General features: G+C 72.3%; 10 protein-coding genes. 8 read left to right on the top strand and 2 right to left on the bottom strand.

From position 1 onward, the window contains the following. The first annotated feature begins 37 nt into the window (after positions 1-37). Positions 38-766, top strand: coding sequence for a hypothetical protein (locus tag SMD20_RS27935; protein ID WP_329586683.1), 729 nt, complete (start codon positions 38-40; stop codon positions 764-766). Continuing rightward, positions 763-2,130, top strand: coding sequence for an O-antigen ligase family protein (locus tag SMD20_RS27930; RefSeq protein ID WP_329586680.1), 1,368 nt, complete (start codon positions 763-765; stop codon positions 2,128-2,130). The genes SMD20_RS27935 and SMD20_RS27930 overlap by 4 nt, the downstream gene beginning before the upstream one ends. Here SMD20_RS27930 and SMD20_RS27925 read toward each other — a convergent pair. Continuing rightward, positions 2,069-2,617, bottom strand: a complete 549-nt coding sequence (locus SMD20_RS27925) for a dTDP-4-dehydrorhamnose 3,5-epimerase family protein (protein ID WP_329586676.1) — start codon at positions 2,615-2,617, stop codon at positions 2,069-2,071. The genes SMD20_RS27930 and SMD20_RS27925 overlap by 62 nt on opposite strands. A 165-nt stretch (positions 2,618-2,782) precedes the next feature. On the opposite strand from SMD20_RS27925, the gene SMD20_RS27920 reads away from it, so the two are divergent. From SMD20_RS27920 to SMD20_RS27910, 3 genes are read left to right on the top strand one after another with little or no spacing between them, the layout of a single operon-like run. Further along, complete coding sequence (locus SMD20_RS27920) at positions 2,783-3,541, top strand: WecB/TagA/CpsF family glycosyltransferase (protein ID WP_329586673.1); 759 nt, start codon at positions 2,783-2,785, stop codon at positions 3,539-3,541. A 2-nt stretch (positions 3,542-3,543) separates the two neighbouring features. Next, positions 3,544-5,592, top strand: coding sequence for a glycosyltransferase (locus SMD20_RS27915; RefSeq protein WP_329592685.1), 2,049 nt, complete (start codon positions 3,544-3,546; stop codon positions 5,590-5,592). Beyond that, positions 5,589-6,923, top strand: coding sequence for a hypothetical protein (locus SMD20_RS27910; protein WP_329586670.1), 1,335 nt, complete (start codon positions 5,589-5,591; stop codon positions 6,921-6,923). The genes SMD20_RS27915 and SMD20_RS27910 overlap by 4 nt, the downstream gene beginning before the upstream one ends. Here the strand turns inward: SMD20_RS27910 and SMD20_RS27905 are convergent. Next, the gene (locus SMD20_RS27905; RefSeq protein WP_329586668.1) at positions 6,920-7,756 is read right to left on the bottom strand and encodes an AfsR/SARP family transcriptional regulator; all 837 of its coding nucleotides are present in this window, start codon (positions 7,754-7,756) and stop codon (positions 6,920-6,922) included. The genes SMD20_RS27910 and SMD20_RS27905 overlap by 4 nt on opposite strands. A 220-nt stretch (positions 7,757-7,976) precedes the next feature. Here SMD20_RS27905 and SMD20_RS27900 point away from each other — a divergent pair, with 220 nt between their 5' ends. Genes SMD20_RS27900 through SMD20_RS27890 form a run of 3 tightly spaced genes read left to right on the top strand, consistent with a single transcriptional unit; the run spans position 7,977 to position 12,918 of the window. Continuing rightward, positions 7,977-10,109, top strand: coding sequence for an Agd3-related carbohydrate deacetylase (locus SMD20_RS27900; RefSeq protein WP_329586665.1), 2,133 nt, complete (start codon positions 7,977-7,979; stop codon positions 10,107-10,109). Further along, on the top strand, positions 10,106-11,515 hold the full coding sequence (pelF, locus tag SMD20_RS27895; RefSeq protein ID WP_329586662.1) for a GT4 family glycosyltransferase PelF: 1,410 nt from the start codon (positions 10,106-10,108) through the stop codon (positions 11,513-11,515). The genes SMD20_RS27900 and pelF overlap by 4 nt, the downstream gene beginning before the upstream one ends. After that, positions 11,512-12,918: a hypothetical protein gene (locus SMD20_RS27890; protein WP_329586658.1), complete on the top strand. Its 1,407-nt coding sequence runs from the start codon at positions 11,512-11,514 to the stop codon at positions 12,916-12,918. The genes pelF and SMD20_RS27890 overlap by 4 nt, the downstream gene beginning before the upstream one ends. Positions 12,919-12,921 lie beyond the last annotated feature (3 nt).

Here is a 12,921-nt window from a genome sequence, read left to right as displayed (position 1 = left end):
TATCGAGGGTTTCATCCGGTTCGGGAGGGAAAACGCCTTGGACTTCTGGGGGACGGTCCTGGTCGTGTTCCGGCGCTGGTACGTCACCGTACCGGCGTTGCTGCTGGCCCTCGGCGGCTCGTTCGCCGTCTACCGCACCGTCCCGACCATCTACCAGTCGGGCGCGGTCCTCGTGCTCACCATCCCCGTGACGGGCGGGAGCGTTCCAAACGATCCCGCCTATCCGAACCCCCGTACCAACCCGCTGCTCAACTACAACGGCTCGCTCAACGTCGCCGCCTCGATCCTGCTCCAGGCGCTGAGCGCGCCGGAGACCGCCGCCCGGCTGGGGGCGCCGCCCGGCGGCGAGACCACGTACGTCGTCCACAACGGCAGCCCCAACCCCGAGCTGCTGGCCAGCGGGCCGTTCGTGATCATCAACGCGAGGTCGCCGTCCGCCGGGACCGCGCACACGCTGGTCACCCGGCTCGTGGAGCAGGCGCGGAGCGAGCTCGCCGCCCGCCAGGCCGCGCTGGGGGCGCCCGTGAGCACCTACATCCAGCTCACGCCGATGGTGCCGCCCACCGAGCCGCAGGAGCAACGCGGCGGCAAGAGCCGCACGGCCATGGCGGTGCTGGCGCTGGGCCTGTTCGCCGCCCTGACCGCCGGCTACGCGATGGAGAGCCTCGCCGCGGCCCTGCGCCGCAGGCGGGTCGGACCGGCCGCCGATCCCGCAGAGCCCGTCGAGCCCGAAGAGCCCGCGGAGCCGCTGGTGCTGCGCCCGTGAAGGCGATCGCCCTCACCAGGACGGAGCCCGTGGCCGGCCTGCCCCGGCCGCACGCGGCCGACGGGGCCACGCTGGGCGTCGTCTTCGTGGTCATCCTGATGATCGTCCCGGCCCGGCTGGTGTTCCGCGGGCTCTCGTTCGCCATCACGCCGGCCGAGGCCGTGGGGCTGTTCGCGCTGGTGTGGTGGTTCTGCGCGCAGCTCACCACCACGCTCGGCGCGGCCAAGGGCCGCACCCTCGTCCGCAGCGCGGTGTTCGTCTACGCCAGCTCGCTGATCGCCACCTACGCCTACGCCGCCGCGGGCAACCTGCCGAGGGACGAGCTCGACCTCGCCGACCACATGCTGGTGAGCGCGTTCGCGATGATAGGGATTGTGCTGCTCGTCGTGGACGGCGTACGCGGCCGGGCCCGGCTCGACCTGGTGCTGAAGACCGTCGCGGTGATGGGCGCGGTGCTCGGCGTGATCGGCGCGGCGCAGTTCCTGCTCAGGTTCGACCCGACCCCGTACATGGTGCTGCCCGGCCTGCGTTTCACGCAGGAGGAGCTGTTCGTCGTGGAGCGCAACGGGCTGAGCAGGGTGGCGGCGACCACCGGGCATCCGATCGAGTTCGCGGTCGTGTGCGCGATGATCCTGCCGATCGCGCTGCACTTCGCCTTCCAGGCGCTCGAACGCCGCCAGCCGCACCTGCGCTGGTGGCTGTGCGCGGGGCTGATCGCGGCCGGGATGGTGTTCTCGGTGTCGCGCTCGGCCTTCGTCGGCGTGGCGGGGGCGGCGGCGGTGCTGCTGGTCGGCTGGCCGCGCCGGCGCCGGCTGCTCGCGCTGGGCGCGATGGTGGTCTTCCTGGGCGCGGTCAAAGTGGTCGTGCCGGGGGTGCTCGGCGCGATCCTGGACCTGTTCACGGGCCTGTCCACCGACTCCAGCCTGCGCTGGCGGACCATGGACTACGCCGCGGCGGCCACCGAGATCTCCCGCCACCCGTGGCTGGGCCGCGGTCTCGGCACCTGGTACGCCCCCAAATACCTGGTCTTCGACAACCAGTACATCCTCACCACGGTCGAGACCGGGATCATCGGCGTGCTGGCCTTCGCCGGACTCTTCCTGGCCGGGATCTGGTCGGCGCTCCGCGCCCGCCGGCTGCTCACCGACCCCGCCGACCGCGACCTCGGGCTGACGCTGGCCGCCTGCCTGGTGGTGCCGCTCATCGGGGCCGCGACCTTCGACCTGCGCTCGTACGCGGTGATCACGGGGTTGTCGTTCCTGCTGGTCGGCTCGGCCGGCGCGCTGGCCCGCGAGGCGAGGCTCAGGCGAGCAGCCGCGCCTGAGCCTCCCGCCACGACCCCGCCGCCAGGTCCCGCGCGCTGATCGCGGTCACCGGCAGCGGCCAGGCGACGGCCAGGTCCGGGTCGTCGTAGCGGACCGAGACGTCCTCGGCCGGGTCGTGCTCCCTGTCGATGCGGTAGCAGACGTCGGCCTGCTCGGTGAGCGCCTGGAAGCCGTGCAGGAAGCCGGGCGGCACGTACAGGCAGGCGAAGTCCTCGTCGTCGAGGCGCACGCTCATGCTCCTGCCGTACGTCGGCGAGCCGGGCCGGGCGTCCACCAGCACGTCGTGGATCGCGCCCCGGGCGCACCTGACGAGCTTGGCCTCGCCGCGCCCCACCCGCCCGTGCAGGGCGCGGACCGTGCCGAGCCGCGAGCGCGACTGGCTGTCCTGGATGAAGGCGGCGGGGTCGAGACCGTGTTTCCCGGCGACGTCGGCGTCGAACGTCCGGGTGAAGAACCCCCGGTCGTCGTGGTGCGGCGTCGGGACGAAGAGAAGGACGCCCTCAAGGGCGCCGCGCTCCACTCTCATGCCCCTCATCCTGCTGGCGGGCCCGTACTTCCTGCCAGACCCACACGTAACGGATTTCTCCATAATGCCGATGATTCGGGCGAAAGGTCGGGCTGGGCTGGGCCAGGGCGAAGGAGCGAGGACATTCCGGCAGACCCCTTCACCACGGCCGGTCCCCCCGCGCGCGTGCGCGTGGGAGCCGTGCACGTCATGGCCGTCACCGAGACCGGAGTGGCCGACCACGTCTCCCGCGAGTGGGCCGCCGGCCGGGGCGGCGCGATCGTCACCGCGAACGTGGACATCGTCCGCGCCGCCACCCGCGACCCGGCACTCGCCGCCCTCGTCGCCCGCGCGGAGCTGGTCGTCGCCGACGGCATGCCGGTCGTGTGGGCGGGCCGGCTGGCCGGCGCCGCGATCCCGGAGCGGGTGACCGGCGCCTCGCTCGTGCACACCCTCGCCGGGCGCGCCGCCCGCGACGGCCGGCCCGTCTACCTGCTCGGCGGCGACGAAGGAGTGCCGGAGGCCGCCGCGCGGGCCCTGTTGGAACGTTACCCGGAGCTGCGGATCGCGGGCACGCACTCACCGCCGTACGGGTTCGACGCCGACCCCGCCGCCCGGCGCGCGGTCGTCGAGCGCGTCACGGAGGCCGGGCCCGGCCTCGTGCTCGTCGGACTCGGCTTCCCCAAGCAGGAACGGCTGATCACCGAGCTGCGGCCGGAGCTGCCCGCCGCCTGGTTCCTGGGCTGCGGCGCGGGCATCGCGATGGCCGCCGGCCAGTTCAGCCGCGCCCCCGAGGCCCTGCAGCGCGCGGGCGGCGAATGGCTGCACCGGCTCGCGCTCGAACCGCGCCGCCTGCTCCGGCGCTACCTGCTCCACGACGCCCCCTTCGCCGTGCGCCTGCTGACCGGCGCGCTCCGCGCCCGTCTCCGTCTCCTGGGAAGGTGAGCATGCTGGCGATCGTCATCGTCACGTACTTCAGCGAGCGCGTCATCGGCGACTGCCTGCGCTCGCTCCAGGACGCCGGCGCGGGAGACGCCCGGGTGCTGGTCGTGGACAACGACTCGGCCGACGGCACGATCGCGGCGGCCCGCGCCGCCCTGCCCGCCGTCGAGGTGGTCCCGACCGGCCGCAACGCGGGCTTCGCCGGCGGCGTGAACGCGGGGATCGCCGCCGCGTCCGGCTGCGACGTGCTCGTGCTCAACCCGGACATCCGGCTGGCCCCCGGCGCGATCACCGTGCTGCGCGAGGCGCTGGCCGAGCCCGGCACCGGGGTCGCGGTGCCCCGGCTCACCGCCGAGGACGGGACGGTCCACTTCTCGCTGCGCAGGAGGCCCACCGTGCTGCGCGCGCTCGGCGAGGCGCTGCTCGGCGGCCACCGGGCCGGCCGGGTCCCGGCGCTCGGGGAGCTGGTCGTGGCGGCGGACGCGTACGAGCGGCCCGGCACCGCCGACTGGGCGACCGGCGCGGCCTGGCTCGTCTCCCGCGCCTGCCTGGACGCGCTCGGGCCGTTGGAGGAGCGCTACTTCCTCTACTCCGAGGAGACCGAGTACATGCTGCGCGCCGGCGACCACGGCTTCGCCGTCCGCTACGAGCCGCGGGCGCGGGCCGTGCACCTGGGCGGCGAGCAGGCCACCTCCAGCCGGCTCTGGGCGCTCGCCACCGCCAACCGGGTCCGGCTGCACCGCGAGCGGCACGGCCGGGCCCGCGCCCTCGCCATGCGCGGCGCGGTGCTGCTCAACGAGGCGATCCGGGCGCTCACCCGGCCCGGTCGAAGCGGCGCCAAGCACCGGGCGGCCCTGCGCGCCCTCGTCCGCCTGCCGCGCTGGCCCGAGCCGCCCGGCGCGGCCGACCCGCCGGGGTACGTCTGCTTCGCCGCGCAGGACTGGTGGTACCACAACCGGGCGCACTCCGACTTCCAGCTCATGCGCGCCATCGCCGGCCGGCGCAAGGTGCTGGTGGTCAACAGCATCGGCATGCGCATGCCCGTCCCGGGCACCACCACCCACGTCACCCGCCGCGTCCTGCGCAAGCTGCGCAGCGTGGCGAAGTTCCTGCGGCAGCCGTTCCCCGGCTTCCACGTGATGTCGCCGCTGCCGCTGCCGTTCTACGGCTCGCCGGTCCTGCGCCGGGTGAGCGCCCTGCTCGTACGCGCCCAGGTGCGGGCGGTGTGCCTGGCGCTCGGCCTGCGCCGCCCGGTGATGGTGGTCACCGTACCCACGGCCTGGGACGTGGTGCGCCCGATGCCCCGGCACGCGCTCCTCTACAACCGCTCCGACCGGCACTCGGCCTTCCCCGAGGCGGACGCCGCCGTCATCGGGGCGATGGAGAACGAGCTGCTGGCCCGCGCCGACCGGGTCCTCTACGCGAGCCGCACGCTGATGGCCGAGGAGCGCGAGCTGACCGGCGAGCGGGCGTGCTTCCTCGACCACGGCGTGGACGTCGACCACTTCACCAGGGTCGCCGACCCGCCTCCCGACCTCGCCGCCGTGCCGGGGCCGCGGGTGGGGTTCTTCGGCGCGCTGGACGAGTTCGTCGTGGACATCGGGCTGCTCGAACGCCTGGCCGCCGAGCTGCCGCAGGCCTCGCTCGTGCTCATCGGCGACGCCACCGCGCCGATGGACCGGCTGACCGCCCATCCCAACGTGCGCTGGTTCGGCTTCGTGCCCTACGAGCGCATCCCGGCGTACGCGTCCGGTTTCGACGTGGCGATCATGCCGTGGCAGGACAACGCGTGGATCAGGCACGCCAACCCGATCAAGCTGAAGGAGTACCTGGCTCTGGGCCTGCCGGTGGTCAGCACGGACTTCCCCGAGCTCGCCCGCTACCGGGACCGGGTGCGGGTCGCGGCCACGCCTGACGCGTTCGTGGCGGCCGTCAAGGCCGCGCTGGCGGAGGGCGGCCCGCGGCCGGCCGCCGAGCTGCGGGCGTCGGTGCTGGGGATGTCCTGGTCGTCGCGGGCCGACCGGCTGTTGGAGCTGGCGGAGGGGGAGCGTTGACGCGGGCGAGCCGGCTGGTCCTCGCCGCGGTGGCGCTGCTCGCCGCCGCGGCCCTGGTGTGGGTGGTCGTCGGCAGGTCCGAGGGCGAGCCGGCCCCGAGCTCGTCCGGCACGGCCGCCCCGCGCCCGGACGTCGCCAAGCTGCCCCGCGTCCCCTGGGAAGGCGGTCCCGCCTACTACGACCGCTTCGCGAGCACCAAGGCCGCCGGCTGGACGAACCCGGCGTTCTTCCCCGTAGGCGTCTGGTACGAGTCCGTCATCACCCAGGACGACGTGGACAAGGACGTCGAAGCCGGCATCAACACCTACATCGAGCTGACCGAGACCAGCGACATGGCGCTGATCAGGAAGAACGGCCTGTTCGCCGTCCCCAGCAAGCCGCTGAAGGACTACGGGGCCGAGACCGTCGCCTGGTTGATCACCGACGAGGCCGACATGTGGGCGGGCCCCGGCGACGACGGCTGGACCGGCAAATTCCCCGGCGAGGGCCCCCTCTGCATCCCGGACGACCCGCACAAGGAACGCTGCGGCTACACCGTCATGAAGACGCTGAAGGACCGGCTGCCCAAGGACGGCCGCCCGCACTACGCCAACTACGGCAAGGGCGTCATGATCTACCAGGACGACCGCCAGGCCGGCCGGTTCGTCAACGACTACACCGACTTCGTCTCCCTCGACGTCTACTGGTACACCAGCTACTTCGCCTGCCTGGACGGCCAGAACTGGCTGCACTGGTCCGGCGAGGACCGCTGCCGCCGCGCGGCCAACTACGGCCTGCTCATCGACCGCCAGCGCAAGCTGGACGCCCTCGACGGCAAGCTCCAGCCCATCTACGCCTTCGTCGAGGTCGGCCGCCCCGCCGCCGAGGACCGGCGGCAGATCGAGCCGGACGAGGTCAAGGGCGCGGTGATGAGCTCGCTGATCCACGGGGCCAGGGGCGTCATCTACTTCAACCACAGCTTCGGCGGCCCCTGCCAGAGCCAGCACGTGCTCCGCGACGCCTGCGGCGTCACCACCCGGCCCGCCGTCATCGAGGTGAACCGGCAGATCAGGCAGCTCGCCCCGGTGCTCAACACCCAGTCCATCGAGTACGGCTTCGGCCCCGGCGTGGACACCATGCTGAAGGCGCACCAGGGCGCGTACTACCTGTTCGCCATGCCGTCGGCGGAGGGCCGGCCGGGAGCGCACACGTTCGCGCTGCCCGGCGGCCTGTCACCCGGTCAGGTCGAGGTCATGTTCGAGAACCGGCGGCTGCCCGTGGACGCCTCAGGACGTTTCACCGACACCTTCACCAGCGAGAACTCCTATCACGTCTACCGGATCACGCCCTAGTGATGTCGGGAGGCGCAGTGCGGGCAGCCGCGCCCGTGCCGGGGGCCGGCGCGCCGGTGCACGAGCCGGCCGTGGGGCGCCGCCCGTCCCGCCGACAGCGAGGAGTCGCTGCTGAGGATGGCCGCGTGCAGCTTGCGCAGCTCGGGACCGGGCTCCAGGCCGAGGTCGGTGGTGAGGATGCGCCGCCCGGTCTGGTAGACGTCCAGCGCCTCGGCCTGCCGCCCGCTGCGGTAGAGCGCCAGCATGAGCTGCCCGCGGAAGGTCTCGCGCAGCGGGTGCTCGCGCACCAGCGTGGACAGCTCGCCGACCAGGGCGGCGTGCCGGCCGAGCCGTAAGTCGGCCTCCACGCGTTCGCCGAGCGCCGCCAGCCGCAGCTCCTCCAGGCGGGTGGCCTGGCGGTGCAGCAGGTGGATGTCGTCCAGCCCGGACAGCGCCGGGCCGCGCCACAGGTCGAGGCCCGCGCGGAGCAGGGCGCTGCCTTTCGCGACGTTCCCGGTGGCGAGCGCCGAGCGGCCCTGCCGGACCAGCAGCTCGAACCGGCGGGCGTCCACGTCCTCCGCCGGCACCCTGAGCCGGTAGCCGGTGGACTGGTGGGCGATGGGGACGTGCTCGCCGAGCGTGCGTCTGAGCCGGTGGAGCTGGAGACGCAGGCGCTGTTGCCCGGCGTCACCGGCCTCGGCGCCCCAGAGCGCGTCGATGAGGACGTCGCTGTGCGCGACGGTCCCGTCGTGGCAGAGCAGCAGGGCGAGGAGGCTGCGTTGCTTGACCGAACGCAGGGGCACGAGGCCGTCTGCGTCGGTCGCCTCCAGCGCGCCCAGGATGCGGAACTGCATGGTTCCCCCAGCTGCACGTATCCGATCTTCTTTCGCTGACCGAGGATATGCCGCTCGAATGCGCCGGAAAACGCTCGTGAGGAAACTGTGTTGAAACGTAAATGAAATTGGTCATCCGCACACTCGGGAACTGGCTGATGGTGCGTACGTCAGCCATCGGAGCATTCGTGCCATCAGTGCCGAATGGGGGGATATGGTGGGTTCTTTTCGGCATTTCCGAATGACGGCTTTTGCGCCGTCGAGGCGTGCGCTGGCCCTGGTCAGCGCCACCGCCATCATCATCGGTCCGAGCGCCGCGCCGGCGCTCGCGGCCACACCAGAAACCGAGACCGGCGATCATCACGCGCACGCCGCTCCTTTGCGTGCGCCCATTGATCGTCCAAAAGCGGAAAAATTCGGGCCACTACCGGAGAAAAAAGGCACAATACCCGTAGAACGCTCGACCACGGCCGCTCGCTCCTCCGCCGCACTCGCCGCCGCCGCCAACGACCGCGTCGCGCTGCGCGTGCTCGTGGTCGCCGTGGACGAGGACGACTGGGGCGTCTCCACCTGGCGCTCGGTGCTGGGCCGGGTCGGCGCCCAGTACGACGTGCTCTACAGCAAGACCCAGCCGCTGACCGCCGCCGACCTCGTGCAGGCCGACGGGACCGGCAAGTACAACGCCGTCCTGCTGACCAACAACTCGCTGCTCTACTCCGACGGCTCCGGCTACGTCAGCGGCCTCGACGCCACGGAATGGAACGCTCTCTGGGCCTACGAGCGCGACTACGGCGTCCGCCAGGTCTCCCTCTACACCGCCTACGGCACCTGGCCCGAGGACTACTGCCTGCGCGCCGGCAGCGAGGGCGGCGTCGGCGCCACCCCGATCTCGACCGCGCTCACCACGACCGGCGCCGGCGTCTTCGACTACCTCAAGAACACCGCGAACGTCCCGGTCTCGCAGTCCTACGTCTACCGCTCCACGCTGGCCTCGGGCTGCACCGCCGACGCCGTGCTGACCAGCGGCTCCGACGTGCTCGGCGTCCGCAGCACGTCCGCCGACGGCCGTGAGCGCATGGCGCTGACGTTCACCTCCAACCAGTACCTGCCCCAGGCGGACCTGCTCACCTACGGCCTGTTCCGCTGGGCCACCAGAGGGCTGTTCCTCGGGGAGCAGCGGCACTACCTCAACGCCGACGTGGACGACTGGTTCAACAACACCGACCACCTGTACGCCGACGGCCACCTGGAGACCAGCCCCGGCTACCGGCTGACCTGGTCGGACGCGGTCAGCACGTACAACCAGCAGAACAGCTTCCGGACCGCCAACGCCCTGGCGAACACCTTCAAGCTGAACATCGCCTACAACGGCGAGGGCGCCGACCAGTACGCCCTCCCGTCCTGCCTCCTCCCGATCCTGCTGCAGGACGCCCTCACCAACTACTCGCGCTGCCGGGCCTCCTCCTTCACCTGGGTGAACCACACGTTCTCGCACCCGAAGATGAACTCCACGGACTACGCGACGAGCCGCGCGGAGATCCAGAACAACCTCACCAGGGCCGCCGCGCTCGGCCTCTCCGTGGACCCGACGGTGCTGAAGACCGGTGAGTACTCCGGCCTCGGCGTCTACCACCCCGACCCGAACAACGACATCGACCCGCCCACCGACTACGGCCTGGCCGCCTCCAACCCCAACCTGCTGCAGGCCGCCAAGGACCTCGGCGTGAAGTACCTGCACGGCAACATGTCGTTCGCCAGCCACCAGCCGTCCTGCTTCAACTGCGGCATCCGGCACCCGCTGCAGCCCGCGGTGATGGTGGTGCCCGACTGGCCGACCAACATCGCCTACCACACCACCACGCCGGCCGAGGAGACGCTGTTCTACAACTCCTACTACGGCCCGAGCGGCAAGTTCCCCTACTGGCCGGTCAACCAGACCTACACCCAGGTCATCGACCACGAGAGCGACGTGGCGATGCAGCACGTCATGTCCGGGTCGGTCTACACGCACACCTTCCACCAGGGCAACCTGCGCAACTACGGCTCCAACCGCAGCCTGGTCTTCGACTGGCTGAACAGGGTCATGGCCAAGTACAACTCCTGGTACAAGGTCCCGCTCCTCACGCCGAACTGGGGCACGCTCGCCCAGTACGTCGACCAGCGGACCACGCACTTCGCCGGGCTCTCCGGCGTCAGCGCGGTCTACGACCGGGTGGCGGGCACGGTCACCTTCACCGCCACCGGCAGTGACGCCGCCGTCTTCGCGACGAACGTCAACGCCGCCGGCGCCACGGCGTACGGCACCGACAAGGTCGCCCGCCTCACCCTCACCGCCGGGGTCCCTGTCACCGTCCCCGCGAGCGTGCGCCCGTGAAGGTGACGCTGGTGTCCGAGGGCACCTACCCGTTCGCGATGGGTGGCGTCAGCGTCTGGATGGACCAGCTCATCCGGGGCATGCCGGACTACCGGTGGGACGTCGTGACGATGACCGTGGACGGCGAGGAACGGCCGGTGTGGGACCTGCCGGCCAACCTCGAACAGGTGGTCTCCGTACCACTGTGGGGCAACGTGCCCCGGCGCCCCTCGCGGGCGCCGGGGGGCGCTTTCACCGAGGCGTACGGACGCTTCCTGGAGATGGTGCTGACGCCGGCCGTCATGGGCGACGGCAGCGCGGAGTTCCTGGCGGTGCTGGAGTCGCTGCACCGCTTCGCGCACGAGGGCGGGGACCTGCTGGGCGCGCTCACCGCCAACGAGTCGCTGACCCAGCTCATGGACGCCTGGTACTGGAACAGGACCGACGGGCTCACCCTGGCCGACGCCATCACGGCCGGGGACCTGATGGGGCACATGCTGCGCCCGCTGGCCGAGCCGGCACCGCGTACGGACCTCATGCACGTGGCCATGAACGGCCTCAGCATGCTGACCGCGATGTCCGCCAAGTGGCGGCACGGCACCCCGATCGTGCTCTCCGAACACGGCGTCTACCTGCGCGAACGCTACCTCCAGTACGTGGACGAGCCGGTCTCGCACGCCGTCAGGGTGCTGCTGCTCAGCTTCTTCCGCCGCCTGGCCGGGGCGGCGTACGTGGCGGCCGACCGCATCGCGCCGCACTCGTCGTACAACCGGCGCTGGCAGATCCGCAACGGCGCCGACCCGGACCGCATCCGGATCATGTACAACGGCGTGGACCCGGACGACTTCCCGCCGGTCGAGTCGGGCCCCGACGAGCCCACGCTGGTCTTCATGGGGCGCATCGACCCGCTGAAGGACCTGCACACGCTGCTGCGCGCGTTCGCGATCGTGCGGGAGAAGGTGCCCGACGCGCGGCTGCGCATCTTCGGCGGCGTCCCGGCCGGCAACGAGCCCTACCAGGAGAGCTGCCTGGAGCTCGCCGAGGAGCTGGGGGTCACGGACGCGGCCCGGTTCGAGGGCCGCGTCACCACCCCCGCCGCCGCCTACCACGCCGGCGACGTCGTGGCGCTGACCAGCATCTCCGAGGGGTTCCCCTACACCGTGGTCGAGGCCATGGCCTGCGGCCTGCCGGTGGTCGTCACCAACGTCGGCGGGGTGGCCGAGGCGGTCGGCGAGGCCGGGATGGTGGTGCCCCCGCGCGACCACGTGGCCGCCGCCGAGGCCATGGTGCGCCTGCTGCGCGACACCGGGCTGCGCCGCCGGCTCGGCGCGCTGGCCCGCGAGCGGGTGCTCGAACGCTTCACCCTGCGGCAGTCGCTGGACGACTACCGCTCGGTCTACGAGGAACTGCTGGGGGTCACCGCATGACCGCTGTGGAGCCGTCGACGTCGCGCTCCATGGACGACCTCATCGAGCCGATGGGGACCGGCGCCTTCCGCGCCGTCGAACCGCTGCAGGTCGCGGCGATGCTGGAGTCTCAGGGGCTGAGCGACAGGATCGCCCGCGAGCGGTACGGGCACGACGACGTGTTCTCCCTGGCCGAGGCCGCGTACACGCACATCAGGACCCTCGACAGGCCGCGCCCGCCGGTCGCCGAGGCGCCGCTCAAGCGGGCGAGGCCGCTCGCCCAGATGCTGCACGGGCTGCTCTACGGCCTGCCGGCCGCGCTGCTGCCGGCGGCCTCCGGGCTCGTGGGCGCCCGGTGGCTGATGCCGGGCCTGGTGCTGACCACCGGGCTCGGCTGGGTGATCGGCAGCGGGGCGGCTCACCTCGCGTACACGCTGGTGGGGCGGGGCTATCCCCGCTCGGCCGGGCGGGTGCTGCGGACCGGGTTGTTACTCGGGGTGCTCGGGGCCACGGCGATGGCCGGCCTGCTCGCCCTCGCCATGGGCGGGCCGCTCGCGCTGGTCGCGCTCTGCGTCACGCAGCTGGCCTTCCAGATCGCCTCCGGCATGCTGCTGTTCTACCGGCGCGAGCTGTGGCTCGGCGTGATCATGCTGCCCGCGGTCATCGCCGGCATCGCCTACATCGGCCTCGCCGACCGGTGGGTGGGCCTGCTGGCGGTCTGCGTCGGCGTGGTGTGCGTGGCCGGCGTCGTCGGGGCCGCGCTGCTGCTCACGCTCGCCCAGGGCGAGCCGGCCGCGGCCGAGCCGCCGCTGCGCCGCCTGTCGCGCTCCCACCTGCGCGGGCTGCTGCCCGCGCTGGCCTGGGCCACGCTGACCGCGCTCTTCCTGCTCCAGGCCGAGGCCCGCTACGTGCTCGACCGGAGCGACATCGCCGTCGCCGGCGCGGGGCTCGTGCTCGGCATGGGCCTCCTGGAGTACCGCGCCCACCGGTTCGACGACGAAGCGCGGGCCTCCGTCCGCGACGTCTGCTACCCCGCCGACTTCACCCGCCGCGGCCGGTGGCTGGTCGCCAAGGGCCTGCTGACCTGCCTCGCGGCGCTGTCGGTGCTCTCCGCGCTGCCGCTGGTCTTCCTGCACGTCACGGGCGGGATCACCGCGGAGAGCGTGACCATGGCGGTCGCCCACGTGACCGTCGGGGGCGCCTACTTCGTGGCGTTCCTGCTCGCCAACCAGGGCAAGGTCATCCATCTGTGCCTGGCCCAGGCGGCGGCGCTGGCCGTCCATCCCACGGGGCGGCTCCTGCTGCCGGGAGGCGGCTCCGCGCAGGCCGATGTGCTGCTCTTCGCCGCCGCCGCGCTGCTGTTCCTGCTGATCCTGCTGGTGCTCATGAGCCGCGGACTCAGGGACGTCAGGAAGTACCGCTGAACC

The sequence above is a fragment of the Nonomuraea sp. LP-02 genome (assembly GCF_036289125.1).
In the GTDB taxonomy this organism is placed as follows: domain Bacteria; phylum Actinomycetota; class Actinomycetes; order Streptosporangiales; family Streptosporangiaceae; genus Nonomuraea; species Nonomuraea bangladeshensis.
The sequence above is the reverse complement of the archived record's forward strand: the minus strand, read 5'-3'. Positions and strand labels throughout refer to the sequence as shown.